Annotated in this window: 16 protein-coding genes and 1 riboswitch; of the genes, 12 read left to right on the plus strand and 4 right to left on the minus strand. The window is 75.4% G+C overall.

What is annotated here, in order from left to right; translation table 11 throughout:
• Positions 1-71: 71 nt before the first annotated feature.
• From AB0R04_RS00620 to AB0R04_RS00650, 7 genes are all read left to right on the plus strand, one after another.
• Positions 72-1,250: a CapA family protein gene (locus AB0R04_RS00620; protein ID WP_363366831.1), complete on the plus strand. Its 1,179-nt coding sequence runs from the start codon at positions 72-74 to the stop codon at positions 1,248-1,250.
• 286 nt (positions 1,251-1,536) lie between these two features.
• Positions 1,537-2,322 (plus strand): 2,3-dihydro-2,3-dihydroxybenzoate dehydrogenase, encoded by a 786-nt coding sequence (locus tag AB0R04_RS00625; protein ID WP_063349841.1) that lies wholly within the window; start codon positions 1,537-1,539, stop codon positions 2,320-2,322.
• 263 nt (positions 2,323-2,585) lie between these two features.
• Positions 2,586-3,737, plus strand: a complete 1,152-nt coding sequence (gene dhbC, locus AB0R04_RS00630) for an isochorismate synthase DhbC (protein ID WP_363367319.1) — start codon at positions 2,586-2,588, stop codon at positions 3,735-3,737.
• Positions 3,738-3,757: 20 nt separating this feature from the next.
• Complete coding sequence (locus AB0R04_RS00635; protein WP_363366833.1) at positions 3,758-5,449, plus strand: (2,3-dihydroxybenzoyl)adenylate synthase; 1,692 nt, start codon at positions 3,758-3,760, stop codon at positions 5,447-5,449.
• 13 nt (positions 5,450-5,462) lie between these two features.
• Positions 5,463-6,104, plus strand: coding sequence for an isochorismatase family protein (locus AB0R04_RS00640; RefSeq protein WP_363366835.1), 642 nt, complete (start codon positions 5,463-5,465; stop codon positions 6,102-6,104).
• 5 nt (positions 6,105-6,109) lie between these two features.
• Positions 6,110-6,334 (plus strand): phosphopantetheine-binding protein, encoded by a 225-nt coding sequence (locus AB0R04_RS00645; RefSeq protein WP_363366837.1) that lies wholly within the window; start codon positions 6,110-6,112, stop codon positions 6,332-6,334.
• Positions 6,334-7,098 carry an AMP-binding protein gene (locus tag AB0R04_RS00650; RefSeq protein WP_363366839.1) on the plus strand — a complete coding sequence of 255 codons (765 nt, stop codon included), beginning with the start codon at positions 6,334-6,336 and terminating at the stop codon, positions 7,096-7,098. The genes AB0R04_RS00645 and AB0R04_RS00650 overlap by 1 nt, the downstream gene beginning before the upstream one ends.
• A gap of 168 nt (positions 7,099-7,266) precedes the next feature.
• Here the strand turns inward: AB0R04_RS00650 and AB0R04_RS00655 are convergent, their stop codons facing one another.
• Entirely contained in the window at positions 7,267-8,391 is a 1,125-nt protein-coding gene (locus AB0R04_RS00655; protein WP_363366840.1) for an amidohydrolase, read from the minus strand.
• 124 nt (positions 8,392-8,515) lie between these two features.
• On the opposite strand from AB0R04_RS00655, the gene AB0R04_RS00660 reads away from it, so the two are divergent.
• Genes AB0R04_RS00660 through AB0R04_RS00675 form a run of 4 tightly spaced genes read left to right on the plus strand, consistent with a single transcriptional unit; the run spans position 8,516 to position 17,994 of the window.
• Positions 8,516-15,832, plus strand: a complete 7,317-nt coding sequence (locus tag AB0R04_RS00660; RefSeq protein ID WP_363366842.1) for an amino acid adenylation domain-containing protein — start codon at positions 8,516-8,518, stop codon at positions 15,830-15,832.
• Positions 15,825-16,010 (plus strand): MbtH family protein, encoded by a 186-nt coding sequence (locus AB0R04_RS00665; RefSeq protein WP_063349847.1) that lies wholly within the window; start codon positions 15,825-15,827, stop codon positions 16,008-16,010. Before AB0R04_RS00660 ends, AB0R04_RS00665 begins: the two co-directional genes overlap by 8 nt.
• A complete protein-coding gene (locus AB0R04_RS00670) occupies positions 16,007-17,395 on the plus strand; it encodes a DHA2 family efflux MFS transporter permease subunit (protein WP_363366844.1) in 1,389 nt (462 codons plus the stop codon). Before AB0R04_RS00665 ends, AB0R04_RS00670 begins: the two co-directional genes overlap by 4 nt.
• A 47-nt stretch (positions 17,396-17,442) precedes the next feature.
• Complete coding sequence (locus AB0R04_RS00675; protein ID WP_363366846.1) at positions 17,443-17,994, plus strand: Uma2 family endonuclease; 552 nt, start codon at positions 17,443-17,445, stop codon at positions 17,992-17,994.
• 24 nt (positions 17,995-18,018) lie between these two features.
• Here the strand turns inward: AB0R04_RS00675 and AB0R04_RS00680 are convergent, their stop codons facing one another.
• The 3 genes from AB0R04_RS00680 to fhuB all read right to left on the minus strand — a co-directional run bounded on the left by AB0R04_RS00680 (position 18,019) and on the right by fhuB (position 22,345).
• Positions 18,019-18,873 carry an MBL fold metallo-hydrolase gene (locus AB0R04_RS00680; RefSeq protein WP_363366848.1) on the minus strand — a complete coding sequence of 285 codons (855 nt, stop codon included), beginning with the start codon at positions 18,871-18,873 and terminating at the stop codon, positions 18,019-18,021.
• Positions 18,874-18,885: 12 nt separating this feature from the next.
• A riboswitch (guanidine-III (ykkC-III) riboswitch) is annotated at positions 18,886-18,946 on the minus strand.
• A 96-nt stretch (positions 18,947-19,042) separates the two neighbouring features.
• Positions 19,043-20,158 carry an enterochelin esterase gene (gene fes / locus AB0R04_RS00685; protein ID WP_363366850.1) on the minus strand — a complete coding sequence of 372 codons (1,116 nt, stop codon included), beginning with the start codon at positions 20,156-20,158 and terminating at the stop codon, positions 19,043-19,045.
• Positions 20,159-20,179: 21 nt separating this feature from the next.
• Positions 20,180-22,345, minus strand: a complete 2,166-nt coding sequence (gene fhuB, locus AB0R04_RS00690; RefSeq protein WP_363366852.1) for a Fe(3+)-hydroxamate ABC transporter permease FhuB — start codon at positions 22,343-22,345, stop codon at positions 20,180-20,182.
• A 105-nt stretch (positions 22,346-22,450) separates the two neighbouring features.
• Between fhuB and AB0R04_RS00695 the strand changes: the two genes are divergently transcribed.
• Positions 22,451-23,476, plus strand: a complete 1,026-nt coding sequence (locus AB0R04_RS00695; protein WP_363367321.1) for an iron-siderophore ABC transporter substrate-binding protein — start codon at positions 22,451-22,453, stop codon at positions 23,474-23,476.
• Positions 23,477-23,522: the final 46 nt, after the last annotated feature.

The following is a 23,522-nucleotide window of genomic DNA, read 5'->3' on the forward strand; positions in this document are numbered from 1 at the left end:
ACCGAGGCGGATGGGTGCGGAAGCCGTGCCGTAGGCTGACCGCTTCTGGATCGACCCGGGGGGAACCACTCATGCGCCGTGCCGCGGCCGCCGTCGCGCTGTTCGTCGGCCTGACCGCCATAGCCGCCTGCGGGCCCGACGACCCTGCCCCGGCGCCGGCCGCCGCGCCCGGCTCGACCGCGGCCGCCTCGGGCGGGGCGGCGGGCACGTCCACCAGTCCGGGCGCGACGCCCTCCGGAACCGCCGCCGGGAAGAACGCCGCGCCCCGGCCCGACGGCAGCATCACCGTCGCGTTCGCCGGAGACGTCCACTTCGAGGGCCGCACCGAGGCCCGGCTCGCCGTCCAGCCGCCCGAGCAGGCCCTCGGCCCGCTCTCCCGGACGCTCGCCGACGCCGACCTGTCCGTCCTCAACCTGGAGACGGCGATCACCGGGCGCGGCGCCCCCGAGCCGAAGACCTACACCTTCCGCACCTCGCCCAAGGCGCTCTCGGCGCTCAAGGACTCCGGCGTCGACGTCGTCTCCATGGCCAACAACCACGCCGTCGACTTCGGCGCCGACGGCCTCACCGACACCCTCGCCGCCAAGGACTCCTCGCCGATCCCGGTCGTCGGCGTCGGCCGCAACGCCAAGGAGGCGTACGCCCCGTACGTCACCACCGTGCGCGGTGTGAAGGTCGCCGTCGTCGCCGCCAGCCAGGTCGAGGACCTCACCAACCAGAAGTGGCGGGCCGGCGCCAACAAGCCGGGCATCGCCTCCGCGCTGGACGTCCCCGCGCTGGTCAAGGCGGTCGAGGCGGCCAAGCAGCAGGCGCCCGTCGTCCTCGTCTACCTGCACTGGGGCGACGAGGGCAAGGCCTGCCCCACCGGCCCGCAGACCGCCATCGCCAAGAAGCTCGCCACCGCCGGCGCCACCGCCGTGGTCGGCACCCACGCCCACACCATGGTCGGCTCGGGCATGCTCGGCAACACGTACATCGGCTACGGCTTCGGCAACTTCCTCTGGTACGGCACCTCCAACTACGCCTTCTCCAACGAGACCGGCGTCACCACCCTCACCCTCACCCGCGACGGCAAGGTCACCGGCGAGGCCTTCGCCCCGGCGACCATCGACGACAAGGGCGTCCCCGTCCCGGTCACCGGCGCCACCGCCGAGGCGGCCCGCAAGCGCCGCGACGCCCTCCGGGGCTGCACCGGCCTCGCCCCGGCCCCGGCGGCTCCGTCGGCTCCGGCGACCGGCGCGACGGGCTGAGTCGTTTCCGGGGGCCCGTGGCCCTCTCGTGAGCGACCGGGAGCCGCCATCAGCTCCCGGTCGCCGTCCGGCAGTTCGCCGCCCTCCAGCCGCCGCGGCACCGCGGCCGTGGGAGGTTCGGTCCACGGTCTCGGCGAGACGAAACGTCTCGTACTGGTGCGCCCGGAAGCGGTGGCGATCGGGCCGGAGTCGAGGGAGTGGCGGTGAGTTGACGACTGCACAGGGCATCGGCGCAGCCGAACATATGTGTTAGGTTAGGCTTACCTAATATTGCTGGTCGGAGGGGATGTCCGTGCAGAAGTCCGAATTCGCCGGTGCCGTCGCGATGGTCACCGGGGCCGGGCAGGGCATCGGTGCGGCCGTGGCCCGGGCGCTCGTCGCCGAGGGGGCCGTCGTCGCCGCGGTGGACCGCAACCCCGGCCCGCTCGCCGCCCTCGCGGCGGAGTCGCCCGCCGTGCACCCGTACGTCCTGGACGTCGCCGACGGCCGGGCGGTGGACGACACGGTCGACCTGATCGAGCGCCAACTCGGGCCGATCGCCGCACTGGTGAACGTCGCCGGGATCCTGCGCACCGCACCCGTCGTCGAACTCACCGACCAGGACTGGGCGGAGACCTTCGCGGTCAACACCACCGGCGTCTTCCACACCGGCCGCGCGGTCGGCCGCCGGATGGCCGACCGCGGCCGCGGCGCCGTGGTCACCGTCGGTTCCAACGCCGCCGGGGTGCCGCGCGCCGGCATGGCCGCGTACGCGGCGTCCAAGGCGGCGGCCACCATGTTCACCCGCTGCCTCGGGCTGGAACTCGCCCGCTCCGGCGTGCGGTGCAACATCGTCTCGCCCGGCTCGACCGACACCGGGATGCAGCGCGCGCTCTGGGGCGAGGACGCCGAGGCCGCCGAACAGCGGGTCATCGACGGCGACTTGGGCGCCTGGCGGGTCGGCATCCCGCTCGGGCGGATCGCCGCACCCGCCGACATCGCCGAGGCCGTGGTCTTCCTGGCCTCCGACCGGGCCCGGCACATCACCATGCACGACCTCTACGTCGACGGCGGCGCGACCCTGCGCGCCTGACCGCCGTCCCCACGCCTTCCTCGTCGCTCCCCTCCGCGCCCCGGGCAACCCCCGGGCGCCGGCCATGCCCTGACCTCCCTCCCCGACCCTCCTCCCTGACGCGCAGACCGTCCAGACCGTCCCAGACTGGAGACTTCACGGTGACCACGGTGCACCACGCCCCCGCCGGGGGTGTCGCCGAGCACGCCGCTCCCGCCCCCACCGCCGCCCCGGCCCCCGCCGGGCCCGCCGACGCTTCCGCCCCGGGCCCCGACCACGCCGTCATCGGCGCGGCCAGCGGCCTGCTCGGCCAGTACCGGGCCGCGGCCGACGAGGCGTTCCTCGCCTCGCCGACCCGCACCCTGCTCACCGCCGGGGTGCACGCCCGCGTCCCGCAGGACGAGCGCCCGCTGCCCGTCCGGGTCGCCGCGACGCTGGCCGAGGCCCGTCGCGCCGGGGTCGAACGGCCGCTGGTGGTCGGCGCGGTGGCGTTCGACCACGACAGCCGGGTCGAACTCGCCGTCCCCGAGAGAGTCCGCAGAGCCGGGGCGCTGCGCGACGACCCGCTGATCGCGCTGCCCGCGCCGCCGGCCGAGCCGGTCGACTGGCAGGTGCGTCCGATCCCCGAGCCGGCCGCGTACGGCGCGGGCGTCGCGGCGGCCGTCGAGCGGCTGCGCGGCGGCGAGTTGAGCAAGGTCGTGCTGGCTCGCACGCTGGAGCTGAGCGCCGACCGCCCGCTGGACCTGCCCGCGATCCTCCAGCGGCTGGGCCGCCGCGACCCGGGCGGCTACACCTTCGCCGTCCCCGCCGGCGGCGGGCGGACGCTGATCGGCGCCAGCCCCGAACTCCTGGTCTCCCGGCGCGGAACGGCCGTCCTGGCCAACCCGCTGGCCGGTTCGGTGCCGCGCAGCGCCGACCTCGGCGAGGACGTCCGGCGCGCCGCCGCGCTGCTGGAATCGCCCAAGGACCTGCACGAGCACGCCGTCGTGGTGGACGCGATCCGCGCCGCGCTGGCGCCGTACTGCCGCACCCTGGACGTGCCGGCGCGGCCGACCCTGGTGCGCACCGCCGCGATGTGGCACCTGGCCACCACCATCACCGGCGAACTGGCCGATCCGGCGGTCTCCGCCCTGGAGTTGGCCACCGCCATGCACCCGACCCCGGCGGTCTGCGGCACGCCGACGGCCATCGCCCGGGGGGTGATCGGCGAGGTCGAGCCCTTCGACCGAGGCCTGTACACCGGCATGGTCGGCTGGGGTGACGCGGACGGCGACGGCGAGTGGGTGGTCACCATCCGCTGCGCGGAGGCGGACGAGCGGACCCTGCGGGTGTTCGCGGGCGCGGGCGTCGTCGACCGGTCCCGGCCCGAGGCCGAACTCGCCGAGACCAGTGCTAAGTTCCGCACCTTCCTGGACGCCGCGGGGGTGTCGCAGTGACGGCGCCGGAGAGTTTTCTGATGCAAGATCAGGCCGCCATCGAGGACCGGGCCTCCCTTCAGGAGTCCGCCTTCACCCCGTACCCCGACGAGTTCGCCGAGCGCTACCGGGCCGCCGGGTACTGGCGCGGCGAGACCTTCGGGCGGATGCTGCGCGAGCGCGCCGCCGCGCACGGCGAGCGGATCGCGATCGTCGACCCGGCGGGGGAGGGGCGGCGCTGGACGTACGCCGAACTCGACCGCCGCGCCGACCGGATGGCCGCCGGGCTGCTCGCCCGGGGGATCGGGCGCGGTGACCGCGTGGTGGTCCAACTGCCCAACGTGGCCGAGTTCTTCGAGGTGGTCTTCGCGCTGTTCCGGATCGGCGCGCTGCCGGTCTTCGCGCTGCCCGCCCACCGCGCCACCGAGATCGGCTACTTCTGCTCCTTCACCGGGGCGGCCGGCTACGTCGTCGCGGCCGTCGACAACGGCTTCGACTACCGCGAACTGGCCTCCCGGGTCAAGGCGGAGAGCCCGGCGCTGCGGCTGGTCCTGGTGGCCGGGGACGACCCGGGCGAGCACCTCCGGCTGGCGGACGTGCCCTGCGACGGGCCCGGTCCGGCCGAGGAGCCGGAGCCCGGGAGCGTCGCCTTCCTCCAGCTCTCCGGCGGCAGCACCGGTGTGCCCAAGCTGATCCCGCGCACCCACGACGACTACATCTACTCGCTGCGCGGCTCGGTCGAGCTGTGCGCGCTCGACGAGGACAGCGTCTACCTGTGCGCGCTGCCCGCCGCCCACAACTTCCCGCTCAGCTCGCCCGGTTCGCTCGGCACGCTGTACGCGGGCGGCCGGGTGGTGCTGTGCCCGCGGCCCAACCCGGAGACGGCCTTCCCGCTGATCGAGCGCGAGGGCGTGACCATCACCGGGCTGGTGCCGCCGCTGGCCCTGCTCTGGCTGGACGCCGCCGAGCGCGACGCGGGCGGCCCCGGCGCGGGGGGCCTGGACAGCCTGGAGGTGCTGCTGGTCGGCGGCGCCAAGTTCAGCGCCGAGGCCGCCCGGCGGGTGGGCCCGGTGCTCGGCTGCACGCTCCAGCAGGTGTTCGGGATGGCCGAGGGGCTGGTCAACTACACCCGCCTGGACGACCCGGAGGAGCTGATCACCACCACCCAGGGCCGGCCGATCTCCCCGGACGACGAGGTCCGGGTGGTCGACGACCAGGACCAGGACCTGCCCGACGGCGTCACCGGCCACCTGCTCACCCGCGGCCCGTACACCATCCGCGGCTACTGGAACGCGCCCGAGCACAACGCCGACTCCTTCACGGCCGAAGGCTTCTACCGCACCGGCGATCTCGTCCGCCGCACCCCCACCGGCCACCTGGTGGTCGAGGGCCGGGCCAAGGACCAGATCAACCGGGGCGGCGAGAAGGTCGCCGCCGAGGAGATCGAGAACCACCTGCTCGCCCACCCCGCCGTGCACGACGCGGCGGTGGTGTCGATGCCCGACCCCTACCTCGGCGAACGCACCTGCGCCTACGTCGTCCTGCGCGCCGAGAATCGCGAACAGCCGCCGAAGAGCATCGAGTTGAAGCGCTTCGTACGGCAGCGCGGACTGGCCGAGTACAAGGTGCCGGACCGGGTCGAGTTCGTCGACGCCTTCCCCGCCACCGGGATCGGCAAGGTCAGCAAGAAGGACCTGCGCGCCGCCATCGCGGCCGCACTCCCTACTCACTGAAGGAAAGACCACCGTGGGCCTGCCCCGCATTCCCTCCTATCCCCTGCCCGCCGCCACCGAACTGCCCGCCAACCGGGTCGAGTGGACGGTCGATCCGGACCGCGCCGTGCTGCTGGTGCACGACCTGCAGAACCACTTCCTGGACGCCTTCGACGCCGCCGCCGCGCCGGTGCCCGAACTCCTCGGGAACGTCGGCCGGTTGGCCGAGGCGGCACGCGCCCACGGCATGCCGGTGCTCTACTCGGCCCAGCCCGGCGGGCAGAGCCCGGCCGAACGCGGCCTCCAGCAGGACTTCTGGGGCCCGGGCATCCCGGACGACCCGCGCGCGACGGCGATCGCCGACGCCGTCGCCCCCGCACCGGGCGACACGCTGCTCACCAAGTGGAAGTACAGCGCCTTCGTGCGCACCGATCTGGACCGGCTGCTGCGCGAGCAGGGCCGGGACCAGCTGGTGATCACCGGCGTGTACGCGCACATCGGGGTGCAGGCCACCGCCTGCGACGCCTGGATGCGCGACCTGCCGGCCTTCGTGGTGGCCGACGCGGTCGCCGACTTCGGCCCGGACGAGCACCGCGCGGCGCTGTCCTGGGTGGCCGGCCGCTGCGGGCAGGTCACCACCACCGACGCTGTGCTCGCGATGCTGGAAGGGAAGTGACGGGCATGGCCTTCACCATGGAGCGGATCCGGGCCGAGGTCGCCGACCTGCTCGGCGAGGACCCGGCGGACGTCCCGCTGGACGAGAACCTGGCCGACTGGGGCCTGGACTCGGTCCGGCTGATGGCGCTCGCCGAGCGCTGGCGGGCCGAGGGCGCCGAGGTGGCGTTCGTGCAACTGGCCGAGCGCCCGGCCGTCGAGGCCTGGGCCGCACTGCTCGGCGCGGCCTGATGGAGGCCGTGCTGCTGGAGGCCGCCGGGCCACAGGCGCCCCCGCGCACGGACCGGGCGGCGAAGTACCCGCCGACCACCGTCGTGGGGCCGGTCGAGGCGCAGGCGGCCCGGACCCCGGACGCCCCCGCCGTGCTGCTCGCGGGCGGCGCGGTCGTCACGTACCGGGACCTGAACGCCGCGGCCAACCGGCTGGCGCGCGCCCTGGCCGCGCGCGGCGCCCGGCCGGGGGCGGTGGTCGGCCTGGCGCCGGCCCGCCACCCGGCGCAGCTGCTGACCGCGCTGCTCGCGGTGGCCAAGTCCGGCGCGGCGTACCTGCCGCTGGACCCGGCGGACGCGCCCGGACGCCGGGAGCGGCTGCTCGCGGAGACCGCGCCGGTCTGCGTGCTGGGGGAGGGGGTGCCGGAGGCGCTGGCCGGGCTGGACGTGGACGGAGAGCTGGCCACCGACCCGCCCCGGGCGCTCACGCCGCAGCACCTGCTGTGCGTCGGGTACGGCCCGGGCGGGCGCCCGGACGCCGTCCGGCTCACCCACGCCGAGGCCGACCGCCGGGTGCGCGAGCTCCAGGCGGCCCACCCGCTCGGCCCGGGCGACCGGGTGCTTCAACTGGGTCTGCCGCTCTGGGAGTTCCTCTGGCCGCTGCGGACCGGCGCCGCCGTGGTGCTGGCCGACCCGCAGCGGCCGGGCGAGGTCGGGGAGCTGGTGAGGGAGCTGGGTGTCACGGCGGTGCGGGCGACGTCGGCGGCGCTGCTGGGCGGCAGCTGACGGGGGCGGGGCGGGGGCGCGGGCGGGGCGAGGGCGAGCGCGGCGAACAGATGACAACATTCAGCGAACAACTTTCAGATAACAGATGATGAAATCTGTTATCTGAAAGTTGTCATCTGTTATCTGTCAGCCGTCGATCGGCAACCGTCGGTCGTCAGCCGCCGGCTGTCAGGTGTTCGCCGCCAGGTCCGCCGCGGTCCAGGCCATGGCGACCGCGCCGTCCAGCACCGCCCGGTCGGCCTCCGCCCCCACCGCGGCCTCGGCGAACGCGGCCTCGTGCGGGGCGCAGGCGCCGCCGGTGATGTCCAGCACCGGGTGGATGGCGGGCACGGCGTGGGAGACGTTCCCCATGTCGGTGCACGCGAACGGCCCGCTCTCGACCGGCTCCGGCCGGCCGAGCGCCGCCGCGTTGGCCCGCCAGAGGGCGAGCAGGGCGGGGTCGGAGCGCATGTCCAGGTAGTCCGGTTCGGGCCGGTCGAGCGTCACCTCGCAGCCGGTGGCGAGCGCCCCGGCCCGGAAGCAGTCCTCGACCCGGGCGCGCAGCTGCGCGAGGTCCTCGGCCGCCGAGGCGCGGATCTCGTACTCCGCGCTCGCGCTGTCGGGGATCAGGTTGGGCGCGGTGCCGGCGGCCGTGGTGATGCCGTGCACCCGCCACTGCGGCGGCAGGTGCTGGCGCAGCAGCCCGAGGGCGACCTGGGCGACGGTGAGCGCGTCGGCGGCGTTGCGCCCCTGGTGCGGGTTGAGGCTCGGGTGGGCGGCGCGGCCGGTGTAGCGGACGGAGAGGGTGCCGAGCGCGAAGGAGCGGAAGTCGGCGACCTCGACCGGGCAGGGGTGCACCATCATCGCCGCGTCCACGCCGTCGAAGGCGCCCGCCTCCAGCAGCAGCGCCTTTCCGGCTCCGCGCTCTTCGGCGGGCGCGCCGATCACCCGTACGGTGAGCCCGAGTTGGTCGGCGTACGGGGCGAGGCCGAGTGCCGCGCCGAGGCCGGCGGCGGCGATCAGGTTGTGCCCGCAGGCGTGCCCGAGGCCGGGCAGCGCGTCGTACTCGCAGACGAGTGCGACGGTGACCGGCCCGCTGCCGAGGCTCGCGGTGAACGCGGTGTCCAGTCCGTGCGCGGGCGCGGTGACGGCGTAGCCGTGGGCGCGCAGGAGTTCGGCGCACCAGGCGGCCGCGCGGTGCTCCTCGAACGCGGTCTCGGGGTGGGCGTGGATGCGGTGGCTGAGCGCGAGCAGTTCCGCGCGGTGCGCGTGGACGCGTTCGCGGACGGCCTGTTTGGTCGCGGTCAGGGGCATGGGCGGCGCCTCCGTGATGTCAGGGCCCCCGTACCGGGAGGCCGTTGACCAGATCATATGAAGTTAGATTAGGCTAACCTAACTAGGCGTTTCGTTCGCCGGACCCCGAGGAGCACCCCGAACCATGCCTGCCGTCGAAACCCAGGCCGTCGATGTCCCGCTGCTCGCCGCCCAGGCCGCCATCTGGTACGCGCAGTCACTCGACCCCGACAGCCCGGTCTACAACACCGGCGACGCCGTCGAGATCACCGGCCCGCTCGACGAGGGCCGGTTCGAGGACGCGCTGAGGCAGGCGGTCGACGAGGCCGAGGCGCTGAGCGCCGTCGTCGTCACCGGCCCGGACGGCACGCCCCGCCAGCAGCCGCGCCCCGGCCGCCGCTGGCCGCTGCACCACCTCGACCTGCGCGCCGCGCACGACCCGGCCGCCGAGGCCGAGGCCTGGATGCGCGCCGACCTCGCCCGCCCGGCCGACCTCGCCGAGGGCCCGCTGTTCACCCACGCGCTGATCCGCCTCGCCGACGACCGGTACCAGTGGTACCGGCGGATCCACCACCTCGCCGTCGACGCCTACGCGTTGAACCTCCTCGGCGAGCGCCTCGCCGAGCTGTACACCGCGCACACCACCGGCGCCGAGCCCGCCGCACGCCCGTTCGCCACCCTCGCCGAGGTCGCCGCCGAGGAGGCCGCCTACCGGGACGGCGAGGAGTACCCGGCCGACCGCGCCTACTGGGCCGACCGCCTGGCCGGCGCCGACACCCCGGCGACCCTGCCGGGCAGCCCGGCGCCCGCGCTGGCCGCAACCCCGGCCCAGGCCCCCCTGCGCCTCGCCGCCGAACTGCCCGCCGGCACCCGCGACCGACTGGAGCGCGCCGCCGCCACCGCCCGCGCCACCTGGGCCGAACTGCTCCTCGCCGCCACCGCCGGCTACCTGCACCGCCTGGCCGGCACCGAGGACGTCGTGCTCGGCCTGCCGCTCGCCAACCGCCGCGGACCGGCAGCCCTGCGCACCCCCGTCGCCGCCGCCAACGTCCTCCCGCTGCGCCTGGCCGTCCGCCCCGCCGACAGCGCCGAGGCGCTGCTGCGCCGGGTGGTCCGCGAACTGCGCGCCGTCCGCCGCCACCAGCGCTACCCGCTGGAGGACCTGCGCCGCGACCTCGGGCTGACCGGCGAGCGGCGCGCCCTGTTCGGCCCGATGGTCAACATCAAGGCCTTCGAGGGCGATCTCGACCTGGCCGGCCTGCCCGGCGTCGTCCGCAACCTCGCCGCCGGGCCGGTCGACGACCTCGCCGTCGGCGTCTCGCCCGCCCCCGGCGGCGCGCTGCGCCTCGTCCTCGACGCCGACCCCGCCCGCCACGACGCCGCCTCGCTCGCCGCCCACCGCGACGGGCTGCTGCGCTACCTCGACGCCCTCACCGACCTGCTGCTCACCGCCCCGCAGACGCCCATCGCCCGGATCGACCTGCTCGACCCGGACGGCCTGCGCCGCGCCACCGCCGGCCGCGCGGAGCCGCCGCTCGACCGGACACTGCCCGAGCTGTTCGCCGCGCAGGCCGCCCGCACCCCGGCCGCCGTCGCCGTCCGCAGCGGCAAAACCGCCCTCACCTTCGCCGAGTTGGACGCCGCCGCCAACCGCCTCGGCCACCGCCTGAACGCCCTCGGCGTGCGCGCCGGTGCGCCGGTCGCACTCGCCCTGCCGCGCGGCGTGGACACCCTGGTCGCGATGCTCGGCGTGCTCAAGGCCGGCGGCGCCTGCGTCTCCCTCGACCTCGCCCACCCCCGGCAGCGCCTGGCCGCCGTCCTGGACGACGCCCGCCCGGTCTGCGCGGTCGGCACCGACGAGGCCCTCGCCCAACTGGACCTGCCGGCCGGCCTGCCCACCGTGCTGCCCGGGGACGCGGACGCCGAGCCCGCCACCGCGCCCCCGGCCCCCCGGCCCCACCACGCCGCCTACGTGCTGCACACCTCAGGCTCCACCGGCCGCCCCAAGGGCGTCGTCGTCACCCACGCCTCGTTGGCCAACCTGTACGCGGGCCACGGCGAGGACCACATCGCCCCGGCCGTGCGCCGCACCGGCCGGGAACGCCTGCGCGTCGCCCACAGCGCCTCGTTCGCCTTCGACGCCTCCTGGGACCCGGTGCTGTGGATGGTCCACGGCCACGAGCTGCACCTGCTCGACGACGCCACCTACCGCGACCCGGCCGCCCTGGCCGGCCACCTGCACCGGGAACGCGTCGACTACCTCGACGTCACCCCCTCCTACCTCGAAGTCCTGCTCTCCGAAGGCATCCTGGACGAGGAGTGGCACCGCCCGGCGGTCATCGCGGTCGGCGGCGAAGCCACCCCGCCCGCCCTCTGGCAGCGCCTCACCGCCGCAGCCGGCCTGCACCCGATCGACCTCTACGGCCCGACCGAGACCACCGTCGACGCCTACGCCTGGACGCCCGGCCCCGACGGCGCCCCGGTCGGCCAGGTGGTGCGCGGCTCCCGCGCCTACGTCCTCGACGGCTCGCTGCGCCCCGCGCCCGACGGCGTCGCCGGCGAACTGTACGTCGCCGGGGCCTGCCTGGCCCGCGGCTACCTCGGTCGCCCCGACCTCACCGCCGAACGCTTCCTCGCCGACCCGTTCGGCCCGCCCGGCGACCGGATGTACCGCACCGGCGACCTCGCCCGCCGCCGACCGGACGGCACCCTGGAATTCCTCGGCCGCGCCGACGACCAGGTGAAGATCCGCGGCTTCCGGATCGAGCCCGGCGAGATCGCCGCCGTCCTCGCCGAACTGCCGGGCGTCGCCCAGGCCGTGGTGATCGCCCGCTCCGGTCCGCAGGGCAAGCGGCTGCTCGGCTACGTCGTCCCCGAGGCGGCTCCCGAGTCCGAGGCCGTCCCCGAGACCGTTGCCGAGGCCATGTCGGAGGACGCCGCCGAACCCGCCCCCACCCCCCGCGTCGCCCTCGACCCGGCCGAGCTGCGGGCCGCGCTCGCCGCCCGGCTGCCCGGCCACATGGTCCCGGCCGCCGTCCTGGTCCTCGACGAACTGCCGCGCACCGCCCACGACAAGCTCGACCACCGCGCCCTGCCCGAACCCGCCGCCGCCGAGCCCGGCACGGCCCCGGCCACGCCGCAGGAGGAACTGGTCTGCGGGCTGTTCGCCGACGTCCTCGACCTGCCGCAGGCGCCCGGGCGGGACGCCTCCTTCTTCGACCTCGGCGGCCACTCGCTGCTGGCCGGCCGCCTCGCCGCCCGGCTGCGCGAGACCTTCGCCGCCACCGTCGGGTTCGCCGACGTCTTCCGCCACCCGACCCCGGCCGCGCTCACCGCGCTGCTCGACGCGCACCCCGGCGGCGAGCCCGAGGCCCGCCCCGCGCTGGTGCCCGTGCCGCGCACCGACCGGATGCCGCTGTCACCCGCCCAGCGCGGCCTGTGGTTCCTGCACCGGCTCCAGGGCCCCAGCCCCACCTACAACATCCCGCTCGCCCTCACCCTCACCGGCCCGCTCGACCGGACCGCCCTCACCCTCGCCCTCGGTGACCTCGCCGCCCGGCACGAGGTGCTGCGCACGGTCTACGGCGAGGAGCCGGACGGCACGCCGTACCAGCGGGTGCTGCCCGCCGCGCCCGTCGAACTGCACGACGGCACCGAGCTCGCCGAAGCCGTCCGGCACGCCTTCGACCTCACCGGCCGGCCGCCGCTGCGCGCCACCCTGTTCACCCACGGCCCGGCCGAACACACCCTGCTCCTGCTGCTCCACCACATCGCGAGCGACGGCGCCTCCACCACCCCGCTGGTCCGCGACCTGTCCGTCGCCTACACCGCCCGGCTGGCCGGCCGAGCACCGGAACTCCCGGCGCCCGTCGTGCAGTTCGCCGACCACGCGGCCTGGCAGCGGCAGCTGCTCGGCACCTCCGAGGCGCCCAGCCCGCTCGCCGCGCGGCAGTCGGAGTACTGGCGCACCGCCCTGGCCGGCCTGCCCGACCAGTTGGAGCTGCCCACCGACCGCCCGCGCCCCGCCGTCGCCGGCCACCACGGCGCCACCGTGCCCTTCACCCTCGACGCCGAGGCGCACGCCGCCCTCGCCGCGCTCGCCCGGACCGCCGGCGGCACCGTCTTCATGGCCGTCCAGGCCGGACTCGCCGCCCTGCTCACCCGGCACGGCTGCGGCACCGACATCCCCGTCGGCACCCCGGTCGCCGGCCGTGACGACCCCGAAACCGCCGACCTGGTCGGCTACTTCGTCAACTCCGTGGTCCTGTGCGCCGACACCTCGGGCGACCCGACCTTCCGCGAGCTGCTCGGCAAGGTCCGCAGCACCGTCCTCGCCGCCCACGAGCACGCCGACCTGCCCTTCGACCGCCTGGTCGAGGAGCTCAACCCGCCACGCTCCCTCGCCCGCCATCCGCTGTTCCAGGTGATGCTGGCCTGGCAGAGCCGCCCCGACGAGCCCCACCCGCTGGGCGGCGGCCTCACCGCCCGGATCGCCGCCGTCCCCAGCGGCACCGCCAAGTTCGACCTCACCCTCAACGCGGGCGAACTCCCCGACGGCGGCATCGGCGGCTTCCTGGAGTACCGCACCGACCTCTTCGACGCCGCCACCGTCGAAGGGCTCGCCACCCGCCTCGCCCGGCTGCTCACCGCCGCCGCCACCGCCCCCGACACCGCGATCGGCCGGCTCCCGCTGATCGGCGAGGAGGAGCGGCTGCGCGCCCTCGTCGAGTGGAACGGCACCCCGCACACCTCGGCCGCCCCGCACACCCCGCACACCTCGGACACCTCGGACACCCCGGCCCCGCACACCCCGGCCCCGGACGCCACCCTGGCCGAGCTGTTCGAGGCCGCAGCCGCCGCCAACCCGCAAGCCGTCGCCGTCAGTTGCGGTGCCGACCAGCTCGACTACACCGAACTCGCCGCCCGCGCCGACCGCCTGGCCCGACTGCTGGCCGCCAACGGCATCGGCCCCGGCACCATCGTCGCCCTCGCCCTGCCGCGCTCGCTCGAACTCGTCGTCGCCCTCCTCGCGGTGGCCAAGTCCGGCGCCGCCTACCTGCCGCTCGACCCCGACTACCCGGCCGACCGCCTCGCCTACATGCTGGCCGACGCCGCCCCCGCCGCCCTGCTCACCGACCGCGCCACCGCACCCCGGCTGCCCGCCCACCAGGTGCCCCAACTGCTCGTCGACGGACCGGAGTCGGCCGCCCACCCGGCCACCCCGCTGGCCCAGCACGAGCGCACCCGCCCGCTGCGCGCCGAGGACACCGCCTACGTCATCTACACCTCCGGCTCCACCGGCCGGCCCAAGGGCGTGCCCGTCACCCACCACAACGTGGTCCGGCTGTTCCGCTCCACCGACCACTGGTTCGGATTCGGCGCGGACGACGTCTGGACCCTCTTCCACTCCTACGCCTTCGACTTCTCCGTCTGGGAGTTGTGGGGGGCCCTGCTGCACGGCGGCCGCCTGGTCGTCGTCCCGCACCTGGTCAGCCGCGACCCGGCAGCCTTCCTCGACCTGCTCGCCCGCGAACGCGTCACCGTGCTCAACCAGACCCCGTCCGCCTTCTACCAGCTCAGCGCCGCCGACCGGGACCGCCCCGGCACCGAACTCGCCCTGCGCTACGTGGTGTTCGGCGGCGAGGCGCTCGAACTGGCCCGGCTCGACGACTGGTACGCCCGCCACCCGGAGGACGCGCCCACCCTGGTCAACATGTACGGCATCACCGAGACCACCGTGCACGTCTCCTACATCGCCCTCGACCGGGCCACCGCCGCCGCCGGGAGCAGCAGCACCATCGGCGTCAACATCCCCGACCTGCGGGTCTACGTCCTGGACCAGCACCTCCAGCCCGTCCCGCCCGGCGTCACCGGCGAGATGTACGTCGCCGGGGCCGGCCTGGCCCGCGGCTACCTCGGCCGCCCCGACCTCACCGCCGGGCGTTTCGTCGCCGACCCGTACGCCGAACTGTTCGGCGAGCGCGGCACCCGGATGTACCGCTCCGGCGACCTCGCCCGCCGCCGCGCCGACGGCGTCCTGGAGTACTTCGGCCGCGCCGACCAGCAGGTGAAGCTGCGCGGCTTCCGGATCGAACTCGGCGAGATCGAGGCCGTGCTGGCCGCCCACCCGGGCGTCGCCGACGCCGCCGTGGTCGTCCGCGAGGACGCCCCGGGCGACAAGCGACTGGTCGGCTACGCGGTCACCACGGCGAGCCCCGAGGAGTCGCACACCGTCGCAGCCGTCGCAGCCGTCACTCCGGAGGACCTGCGCGCCCACACCGCCGCCGAACTGCCCGCCCACATGGTGCCCTCCGCCGTCGTCCTGCTCGACCGGCTGCCGCTCACCGCCAACGGCAAGCTCGACCGCCGCGCCCTGCCCGCCCCCGACGCGCCCGCCACCGGCGCCGGACGCCCGCCGCGCACCCCGCGCGAACAGCAGCTGTGCGAACTCTTCGCCGAGGTGCTGGGCGTCGCGGCGGTCGGCGTCGACGACGACTTCTTCGCCCTCGGCGGCCACTCGCTGCTGGTCGTCCGCCTCGCCGGGCGGATCCGCGAACTGCTCGGCCTGGACGTCGGCATCGGCACCCTGTTCCAGTCGCCCACCGTCGCCGCCCTCGACACGGCCCTGGCGGCCGGCTCGCAGAGCGCCGACGCGCTGGACGTCCTGCTCCCGCTGCGCCCCGCCGCGCCCGGACGCCGTACCCCGCTGTTCGCCGTCCACCCCGCCGGCGGCCTCAGCTGGTGCTACACCGGCCTGATCCGCCACCTGCCCGCCGACCAGCCGATCTACGGCCTCCAGGCCCAGGGCGTCGGCGCCGCCACGGCGGCCCGGCCCCTGCCGCAGACCCTGGACGAACTGGCCGCGCACTACGTCGACCGGCTGCGCGAGGTCCAGCCCGAGGGCCCGTACCGGCTGCTCGGCTGGTCCACCGGCGGGATCATCGCGCACGCCGTCGCCGTCCGGCTCCAGGACCTCGGCCACGCCGTCGAACTGCTCGCGATCCTGGACGCCTACCCCGCCGAGGGCTTCCGCGACCTGCCCGTCCCCGACCAGGCCGAGGCGCTGGAGGCGCTGCTCACCATGGGCGGCTACGGCCCCGAGGACCTCGCCGGGCGGCCGCTCGAACTCGCCGCCGTCACCGAGCTGCTGCGCCGCGAGGGCAGCCCGCTCGCCGGGCTCGACGACGCCACCGTGGCCGCCCTCAACCGGATCTACCTCAACACCAACCACCTCGTCCGGGGCCACGACCACCGCCCCTTCGACGGCGACGTGCTGTTCTTCCGCGCCACCGTCGACACCATCGACGAGACCCTGGTGCCCGAACTCTGGACCCCGTACGTGTCCGGCCGCATCGACAACACCGACGTCGCCTGCTCGCACAAGGACATGACCCTGCCCGCCCCGATCGCGCACATCGCCCGCGTGATCACCGACCACCTGGAGAAGTCCTCCGATGAGTGACGCCCCCGCCAACCCCTTCGACGGTGACGGCGAGTTCCTCGCCCTCGTCAACGACCAGGGCCAGCACTCGCTCTGGCCGGCCTTCGCCGCCGTCCCGGCCGGCTGGAACGTCTCCCACGGCCCGTGCGAGCGCGCCGACGCCGTGCAGTGGATCACCGCCCACTGGACCGACCTGTGACCCCTCCGGCCGTCGAGGCCGCCCCGGCGCGCCCCCTGCTCGCGGGGCGCGCCGCGGTGGTCGTGGTCTACACCGCCGCGATGTGCATGAACGGCCTGGACTCGACCATCGTCAACCCCGCGCTGTTCACCATCGCCGAGGACTTCGGGCGGCCCGTCTCGGCCGCCAACGCCGTCGAGACGGCCTTCCTGGTCGGCCTCGCCGTCGGCCTGCCGGTGGCGGGCTGGCTCGGCGACCGGTTCGGCGTGAAACGGGTCTTCCTCGGCTCCCTGGCCGCGTTCACCCTCGCCTCCGCCCTGTGCGCCGCCGCGCCCGGCCTCGGCTCGCTCGCCGCCGCGCGGGCCGTCCAGGGCGTGGCCGGCGGGCTGCTCACCCCCGTCGGGATGACCCTGCTGTTCCGGGCCTTCGCCCCGCACGAGCGGGCCGGCCTGGGCCGGATCCTGATCGTCCCGACCGCCCTGATGCCCGCCCTCGGCCCGCCGCTCGGCGGCCTCCTGACCGAACACCTCTCCTGGCACTGGCTGTTCCTGGTCAACGTGCCGATCGGGGTCGCGGCCGTCGTGACCGGGCTCATCGGCCTGCGCGCGGCGGACGAGCCCCCGGCCGGCCGCTTCGACTCCACCGGCTTCCTGCTCGCCACCCCCGGCCTCGGACTGCTCACCTACGCGCTCGGCTTCGGCCCGGCGCACGGCTGGTCCTCGCCCGGAGTAGCGCTCGGCGGCGTGGCCGGGCTCCTCCTGCTCGGCATCGCCGTCCGCCACCAACTCCGCTCCGCCGAACCACTGGTGGACCTGCGGCAGCTCGCCGACCGCACCTTCGGCACCGCCACCTGGCTGGCCCTGCTCACCTCGGCCGGCCTGATGGGCGCCCTGTTCGTCCTCCCGCTGCTCTACCAGGCCGCCCTCGGGGCCTCGGCCCTCGACGCCGGGCTGAGCGTCTTCCCCGAGGCGATCGGCCTGATGGCCGCCTCCCAGGTGGTCGACCGCCTGCTGCCCCGGTTCGGCCCCCGCCGCCTCGCGCTGCCCGCGCTGCTGCTCGCCGCGCTCGTCCTGGCCGCCCTCGGCTTCGCCGAGAACCCCTGGGCCGTACGGGCGTTGATGTTCGCGGTCGGGCTCGTCCTGGGCACCGCCGTGCTCACCGTCCAGATCGCCGGCTTCGCCGACGTCCCCGGGCCCGCGATGGGCCGTGCCATGGGCCTGTTCACCATCGTCCGCACCCTCGGCGGCGCCCTCGGCATCGCCGCCACCGCCGCCCTCATCGGCGCCCTGGACACCGACGGCGGCTCACCCGGCCCCTACCGCCTCGCGCTCCTGCTCACCGCAGCCCTGGTCGCCGCCGGCACCCTCCTCACCACCCGCCTCCCCCGGGAGGCGCCGGCACCCTGAATCGGCTCCGGCTGCCGTACGGTGGCCGGAGCACTGGAGGAGAGTCCATGAACCCCGAGCGCTACCGTCTTCTCGAAGAGGCCCGGCGCAGTCTCCCGGACGGCTACAAGGTGGAGTTGTCCGGCGACATCATCGTCATGCAGGCGTCACCGTCGTCGGTCCACCAGCTGAACCTCGCGCTGGTCCAACGCCAGTTCGAGGCGCACTGCCCTCCCGGCTACTTCCCCACCGGGAACAGTGATCTCTCCTCACCCGAGGTCGGCTCCGTGCGCAATCCCGACCTCACGTACCTGCCCGAGGACGTCATCGACCTGGCCGGCCACGACATCCCCGCCGAGCTGGCCCTGATCGCCGTCGAGATCGTCTCCCCGTCCAATCCCGAGAACGACTGGACGGGGAAGGTCCGCGACTACCCGCGCATGGGCTTCCCGCTCTACCTGATCGTGGACCCGCGGCAGCGGACGGCCACGCTGTTCTCCGAGCCGAACCACGACCGGTACCACACGAGGACCGAGCGGGAGTTCGGCGAGACGATCAGCGTTCCCGATCCGTTCGGCTTCGAACTGGACCTCTCGCGGCTCGTCCCGTACAAGGACTGATCGCCGAGCGCCCGACCGGTGGGCTCAGGCGCTCGGCCAGAGGATCAGGTCGGGCAGGGCGTGCCGACGCGGCCGGTCGCCGAGGTCGGCGAGTGCGGTGCGGATGGCCCGGAGGTGTCCGACGGTCAGCTGCAGGGGCGGCTCGTCGGGCTGGTGGGTCGTGCGGATGGGGTAGTCGACGCCGGGGGTGCGGGTCATCTCGATGTGGCAGCCGAGCAGGTGCGTCACCGGGCGGCGTTCGGCGAAGTCGATCAGCCGGTCGACGGTGCGGGTGAAGGCCGGCCAGTCGTCGATGTAGAGGCGGCCCGGGTAGACGGTGTCGCCGGTGAGCAGCAGGCCCGTCCACGGGTCGTAGTAGGTGACGGCCGCCGGGTGGTGGCCCGGGGTGGCCAGGCACTCGAGCACCCGGCCGCCGCCGAGGTCCACCCGCGCGACGGCGTCCGGGTCCTGGTCGAAGCCGAAGTACGGCCAGGCCGTGGCCGGGTCGGCGCCGACCAGGGTCGTCGCGGGCCGGTCGGCGAACTGCCCGTCGCCCGCGACGTGGTCGCCGTGCGGGTGGGTGTGCAGGACGAGCAGCCCGTAGCCGTCGCGGGGGTTGTCGGCGAGCCACCGGTCGATGAGCCCGTCGACCACGGTGCGCAGCGGGAAGTACGCGGCGGAGGCGGTGGCCCCGGTGTCGATCAGGACGGCCCGCTCGCCCCCGAACAGCAGGAACAGGAACGGCGCCTCGTAGTTGACCGCCTTGTTCTGCCGCAGGATGACGGTGTGCTCGTCGTACGCGTGGACCTGGATGTCCGGGTCCGTGTTGTGCTTCGCGGACGGGGATCCGTGGATCCACCGCACGTCGAGCGGACGGGCGATCGGGGCACCGGCGGCCATGACGTCTCCCTGGGTGCGTCGTCTTGGCGGGCCGGGTACGGCGCACATCTCGTCCGGGGCGGTCACCGGCGCGCCGCCACCGGGACGCTAGCACGCCCCCGTCGCCGTGCGCCGGTCCGCCGGTCCGCCGGTCCGCCGGTCCGCCGATTCGCCGATTCGCCGGGAACCGTCAGGCACGCCCCAGCAGGTGCGCCAGCCCGTCCGCCAGCCCGCCGCGCCAACAGGCGTAGTCGTGACCGCCGTTGAACTCGCGGTACGCGAGGTCGTAGCCGCGGGCGGTGAGGACGTCGCGCAGGTGGCGGTTCTGCGGGAGCAGCATCCACTCCTGGAGGCCGACCTCGACGTAGAACCGGGCCTCCCGCCGCTGCTCGCGGGCGAATTGGCGGGTCAGCCACTCACTGCCCTCGTCGAACTCGGTCTCGTCCGGCCACCAGAAGGAACCGGACTGGCAGAGCGCGCCGCCGAAGCGGTCGGGGCGCCGGAACGCGGCGAAGGCGGCGGTGAGGCCGCCCGCGCTCTGGCCGGCGATGACGGTGCCGGCCGGGTCGGTGGTGGTGCCGAACTCCGCTGCCGCCCAGGGGAGGAGGCGGTCGGCGAGGAGGTCGACGAAGGCCGGGTTGCAGCTGAGGTCGTCGGGGCGGCAGGGGCCCATGGTGTGGACGAGCAGGGCGACGGTGGGCGGGATGGCGCCGTCCGCCGCCAGGTTGTCGAGGGTGTCGCCGACCGACAGCACCTCGCCCCACATCTCGCCGTCCAGCAGCACGGCCACCGCGAACGGCCCGCCACCGGCGGACGCTCCGCCACCGGCGGGGAGGTAGACGTCCACCCGCCGCCCGGCCACCTCGTGGGCCACCGTCCGCCCGCGCGGCACGCCGTCGCGCCGCCGGACGTACGGCTGGGCGGGGGCGTCGGGCAGGCTGAGCACGGACGACGGGTGGCGCCCGTCGCGGGCGGGCAGCCGGGGGGCGGCGTCGTGCGGGTCGGGGCGGGCGTGGTCGAGGACGCGCAGCCAGTCCGCCCGGGTGGTGCCGGGGGCGTCCCCGCGGAACGGGTACAGCTGGTAGGACGCCCGGTGGTCGGCGCGCAGCCGGTAGGTGATCGCCCAACGGCCGTCGTCGCGGCGGGTCATCAGGTGCGGGGCGAGGTCGCCGGCGTGCCGGTCCTTGTCGGTGACGGTGTGCAGGAGGGCGAGCACGCCGTCGCACGACGCGTCCTCGTGCACGAAGGTGACCAGGCGGTAGGCGGGGTCGGCCGGATCGGGCTCGACCAGGGGAAGGGTTTCCATCTGCGGGACTCCTCGGGGAGGTTAGGCGGGGGTGCCCTTGCGGCCGAGCAGCACCCAGAGCAGGAAGGGGCCGCCGAGGACGGTGGTGACGATGCCGACCGGGATCTCCACCCCGCCGATCAGCACCCGCCCCACGGTGTCGGCGGTCACGACGAGGACGGCGCCGGTCAGTGCCGAGCCGAGGACCGGTACGCGCGCCGGCCCGGCCAGCCGCCCGGCGATCACGGGCGCGGCCAGCGCGACGAAGCCGACCGGCCCGCACACGCCGACGGCCAGTCCGGCCAGCGCGACGGCCAGCAGCAGGCAGCCGAGCCGGACCCGGCCCGGGTCGACGCCCAGCGAGGCGGCCACGCTGTCGTCGAAGCGCAGCACGGCCAGTCGCCGGGCCGCCGCCAGCGCGAGCGGCACGAGCACGGCCAGCCCGATCAGGATCGGGGTGGCGACGGCGTAGTCCCGCCCGTTGAGGCTGCCGGAGGTCCAGACGTACAGCGAGCCGGCCGAGTTGAGCGAGCGGCGGGCGAGCGCGACCTGGATGACGGCCGAGGCGAGTGCGGACATCGCGAGGCCGACGACCAGCACCCGGTAGCCCTGCGCGCCGAGCCCGCCGGAGACCAGGGTGACGACCAGGACGGCGGCCAGCGCGCCGAGCGGGCCGGCCCACCAGGCGCCGAAGGTGCCGGAGACGGTGGCGGAGATCAGGACGGCGGCGGTGGCGCCGTCGTTGACACCGAGCAGTTCGGGGGTGGCGAGGCGGTTGCGGGCGAGGGTCTGGGTGAGGCAGCCGGCCAGGCCGAGGGCGGCGCCGGCGGCGAGCCCGGCGACGATCCGGCCGAGCCGGAACTTCTGCACCAGCAGCACGTCCAGCCGGTCGCCGTAGCCGAACACGGCCTGGAGGGTGCGGCCAAGGCCGAGTTCGCTCTGCCCGGCGTGGGCGGACACGACGACGACGGCGAGCAGCGCCGCGGCCAGGGCGAGCGAGGCGAGCAGCGCCCGGCGGGGGAGCAGCAGCGACCAGACGCCGCGCCGCAGCACCAGGTCGGGTGTGGGCGCGGGCGGCTCGGACCGCCGGACGGGGGCGGGCTCGGCCGGATCGGCCATGCCGAGCGCGGCGGTCCGGCGGGAGCGGACGATCGCGATCAGCGCGGGGGCGCCGACCAGGGAGACGATCACCGACACCGGCGCCTCGAACGGGCGGGCCACCACCCGGGCCAGCACATCGGCCCCGGTGAGCACGGCGGCGCCGAACAGCCCGGCGAGCACGGTGAGTTGCCCGACCCTGGGGCCGGCGACGGCCCGCGCCAGGAATCCGGCGAGCAGGCCGAGGAAGGAGATCGGGCCGGCCAGCGCGACGGCCGAGGCGGTCAGCAGGGTGACGGCGAAGGCGACCGCGGCCCGGGTGGCGCCGGGGCGGTGGCCGAGGCCGCGGGCGAGGTCGTCGCCGAGCGCGAGCGCGGTGAGCGGCCGGGTGGCGAGCAGGGCGAGCAGGAAGCCCACGGCGAGTACCGGGGCGAGCTGGCGCAGCGTCGTCCAGCCCTCCACCCCGGCCAGCGAACCCAGCACCCACACCCGGTACCGGTCGTACGCCTCGGGCGAGTTGACGATCAGCACGCCGGTGAGCCCGCCGAAGGTGGCGCCGACCGCCGAGCCGCCGAGCACCAGCCGCATCGGCGACCCGCCCCGGGCGCCCGCGATGAGCAGCACCAGAGTGCTGGCGAGCACGGCGCCGCCGAAGGCGAAGGCCAGGTACCCGTACGAGGTCTGGATGCCGAGCACGGCGATGCCGAGCACGACCCCCAGCGAGGCGCCGGCGTTGACGCCGAGCAGTCCGGTCTCGGCGAGCGGGTTGCGGGTGACGGACTGCAACTGCGCCCCGGCGACCCCGAGCGCGGCGCCGACCAGCAGGGCGGTGGCCGTGCGGGGCAGGCGCAGGTCGCCGACGACGAGGGCGAGCCGGCCGTCCGCGCGGGCGCCGTGGCGGTCCAGCAGGTAGTCCAGCACCCGCCCGGGGCCGACCTCCCCGGCGCCGACGGACAGCGAGAGCGCGGCGAGGGCGAGCAGGACCGCGACCGCGCCGAGGGCGATCGGCCAGGCGGCGCGGCGGCCGTCCCCGCGCGGTGGCGGCGGTGGCGGCGGGGCGTCCGGCTCGGTGCGGGACTCCCCGGGGGCGCCCACTTGCGACAATGTCATAAGGTAAGGCTAACCTAATGAGCGCATCGTCCTGTGGGCACCGCCACCGTGCCGGGTCACCCGGACGCCGCCCAACCCCCGTACCACCGCTGCCCGGAGGCACCCATGCTGTTCGCCCAGAGCCCGCTCCACCCCGTCCGCCGCCGCGCGGCCCGGGCGCTGGCCGTCACCGGGGCGGCCGCCCTCCTGCTCGCCGGGTGCGGCTCCTCCGGGTCCTCCTCCGGATCCTCGGGCTCCGCGGGCGGCTCCGCCGCCGCCGGCAGCCCGGCGGCGGACGCGGCCGGCGGCAAGCGCACCGTCAAGGACGCGACCGGCAAGGCCGTCGAGATCCCCGCCGCGCCCCAGCGGATCGTCACCCTCACCCAGGAGGACCTCGACGCGGTGCTCGCCCTCGGCGTCAAGCCCGTCGGCATCACCAACGGTCAGGGGCTCAACGAGCCGCCGGCCTACCTCAAGGACAAGGTCCAGGGCGTCCCGGTGGTCGGCAACCTGCTGCAGCCCGTGATGGACAAGGTCATCGCCGCCAAGCCCGACCTCATCCTGGCCGGCGACATGCAGGACGAGCAGATGCTCAAGCAGCTGCGCGAGATCACCCCCGCCACCCTCGTCACCATGGCACCCACCGACGACTGGAAGCTCGCCTTCCGCGGCATCGGAAACGCCGTCAACAAGCTCGACCAGAGCAACAAGGTGATCGCCGACTACGAGGCCAAGGCCGCCAAGGCCGGAGGCGACCTCGACAAGAACAAGGGCGCGGCCGTCTCCATCGTCCGCTGGAACCCCACCGGGCCGAGCTGGATGGAGAAGAAGCAGTTCGCCAGCGGCGTCGCCCTCGACATGGGCCTCACCCGCCCGGCCGCGCAGGACAAGGACGGCAACGCGCACAGCCCGGCGCTCAGCCTGGAGAAGCTCGCCGAGATCGACGGCGACTGGCTGTTCCTGTCCACCCTCACCGACGACGGCAAGACCGCGCTCAAGGACGTCCAGTCCAAGCCCGCCTACCAGGAGCTGGGCGCGGTGAAGAACAAGCACGCCGTCACCGTGGACGGGTCGGTCTGGTCCACCCGCGGCGGGCCGCTCGCGGCCGACGTGGTCATCGGCGACATCGGCAAGGCGCTCGCCGCCTCCTGACCGGTCCGCGTTCGGGCCCGTTCGGGCCCGTGTTTGGGCCCGTGCC

The organism is Kitasatospora sp. NPDC056731 (genome assembly GCF_040687675.1).
In the GTDB taxonomy this organism is placed as follows: Bacteria; Actinomycetota; Actinomycetes; order Streptomycetales; family Streptomycetaceae; genus Kitasatospora.

Coding starts and splice junctions, on each gene's coding strand:
- AB0R04_RS00695 (WP_363367321.1), top strand. CDS start 22,451: ATGCTGTTCGCCCAGAGCCCGCTCCACCCCGTCCGCCGCCGCGCGGCC.
- AB0R04_RS00650 (WP_363366839.1), top strand. CDS start 6,334: ATGGAGGCCGTGCTGCTGGAGGCCGCCGGGCCACAGGCGCCCCCGCGC.
- AB0R04_RS00625 (WP_063349841.1), top strand. CDS start 1,537: ATGTCCGTGCAGAAGTCCGAATTCGCCGGTGCCGTCGCGATGGTCACC.
- AB0R04_RS00660 (WP_363366842.1), top strand. CDS start 8,516: ATGCCTGCCGTCGAAACCCAGGCCGTCGATGTCCCGCTGCTCGCCGCC.
- fes (WP_363366850.1), bottom strand. CDS start 20,158: ATGGAAACCCTTCCCCTGGTCGAGCCCGATCCGGCCGACCCCGCCTAC.
- AB0R04_RS00675 (WP_363366846.1), top strand. CDS start 17,443: ATGAACCCCGAGCGCTACCGTCTTCTCGAAGAGGCCCGGCGCAGTCTC.
- AB0R04_RS00680 (WP_363366848.1), bottom strand. CDS start 18,873: ATGGCCGCCGGTGCCCCGATCGCCCGTCCGCTCGACGTGCGGTGGATC.
- AB0R04_RS00645 (WP_363366837.1), top strand. CDS start 6,110: ATGGCCTTCACCATGGAGCGGATCCGGGCCGAGGTCGCCGACCTGCTC.
- AB0R04_RS00635 (WP_363366833.1), top strand. CDS start 3,758: ATGCAAGATCAGGCCGCCATCGAGGACCGGGCCTCCCTTCAGGAGTCC.
- fhuB (WP_363366852.1), bottom strand. CDS start 22,345: ATGACATTGTCGCAAGTGGGCGCCCCCGGGGAGTCCCGCACCGAGCCG.
- AB0R04_RS00665 (WP_063349847.1), top strand. CDS start 15,825: ATGAGTGACGCCCCCGCCAACCCCTTCGACGGTGACGGCGAGTTCCTC.
- AB0R04_RS00655 (WP_363366840.1), bottom strand. CDS start 8,391: ATGCCCCTGACCGCGACCAAACAGGCCGTCCGCGAACGCGTCCACGCG.
- AB0R04_RS00620 (WP_363366831.1), top strand. CDS start 72: ATGCGCCGTGCCGCGGCCGCCGTCGCGCTGTTCGTCGGCCTGACCGCC.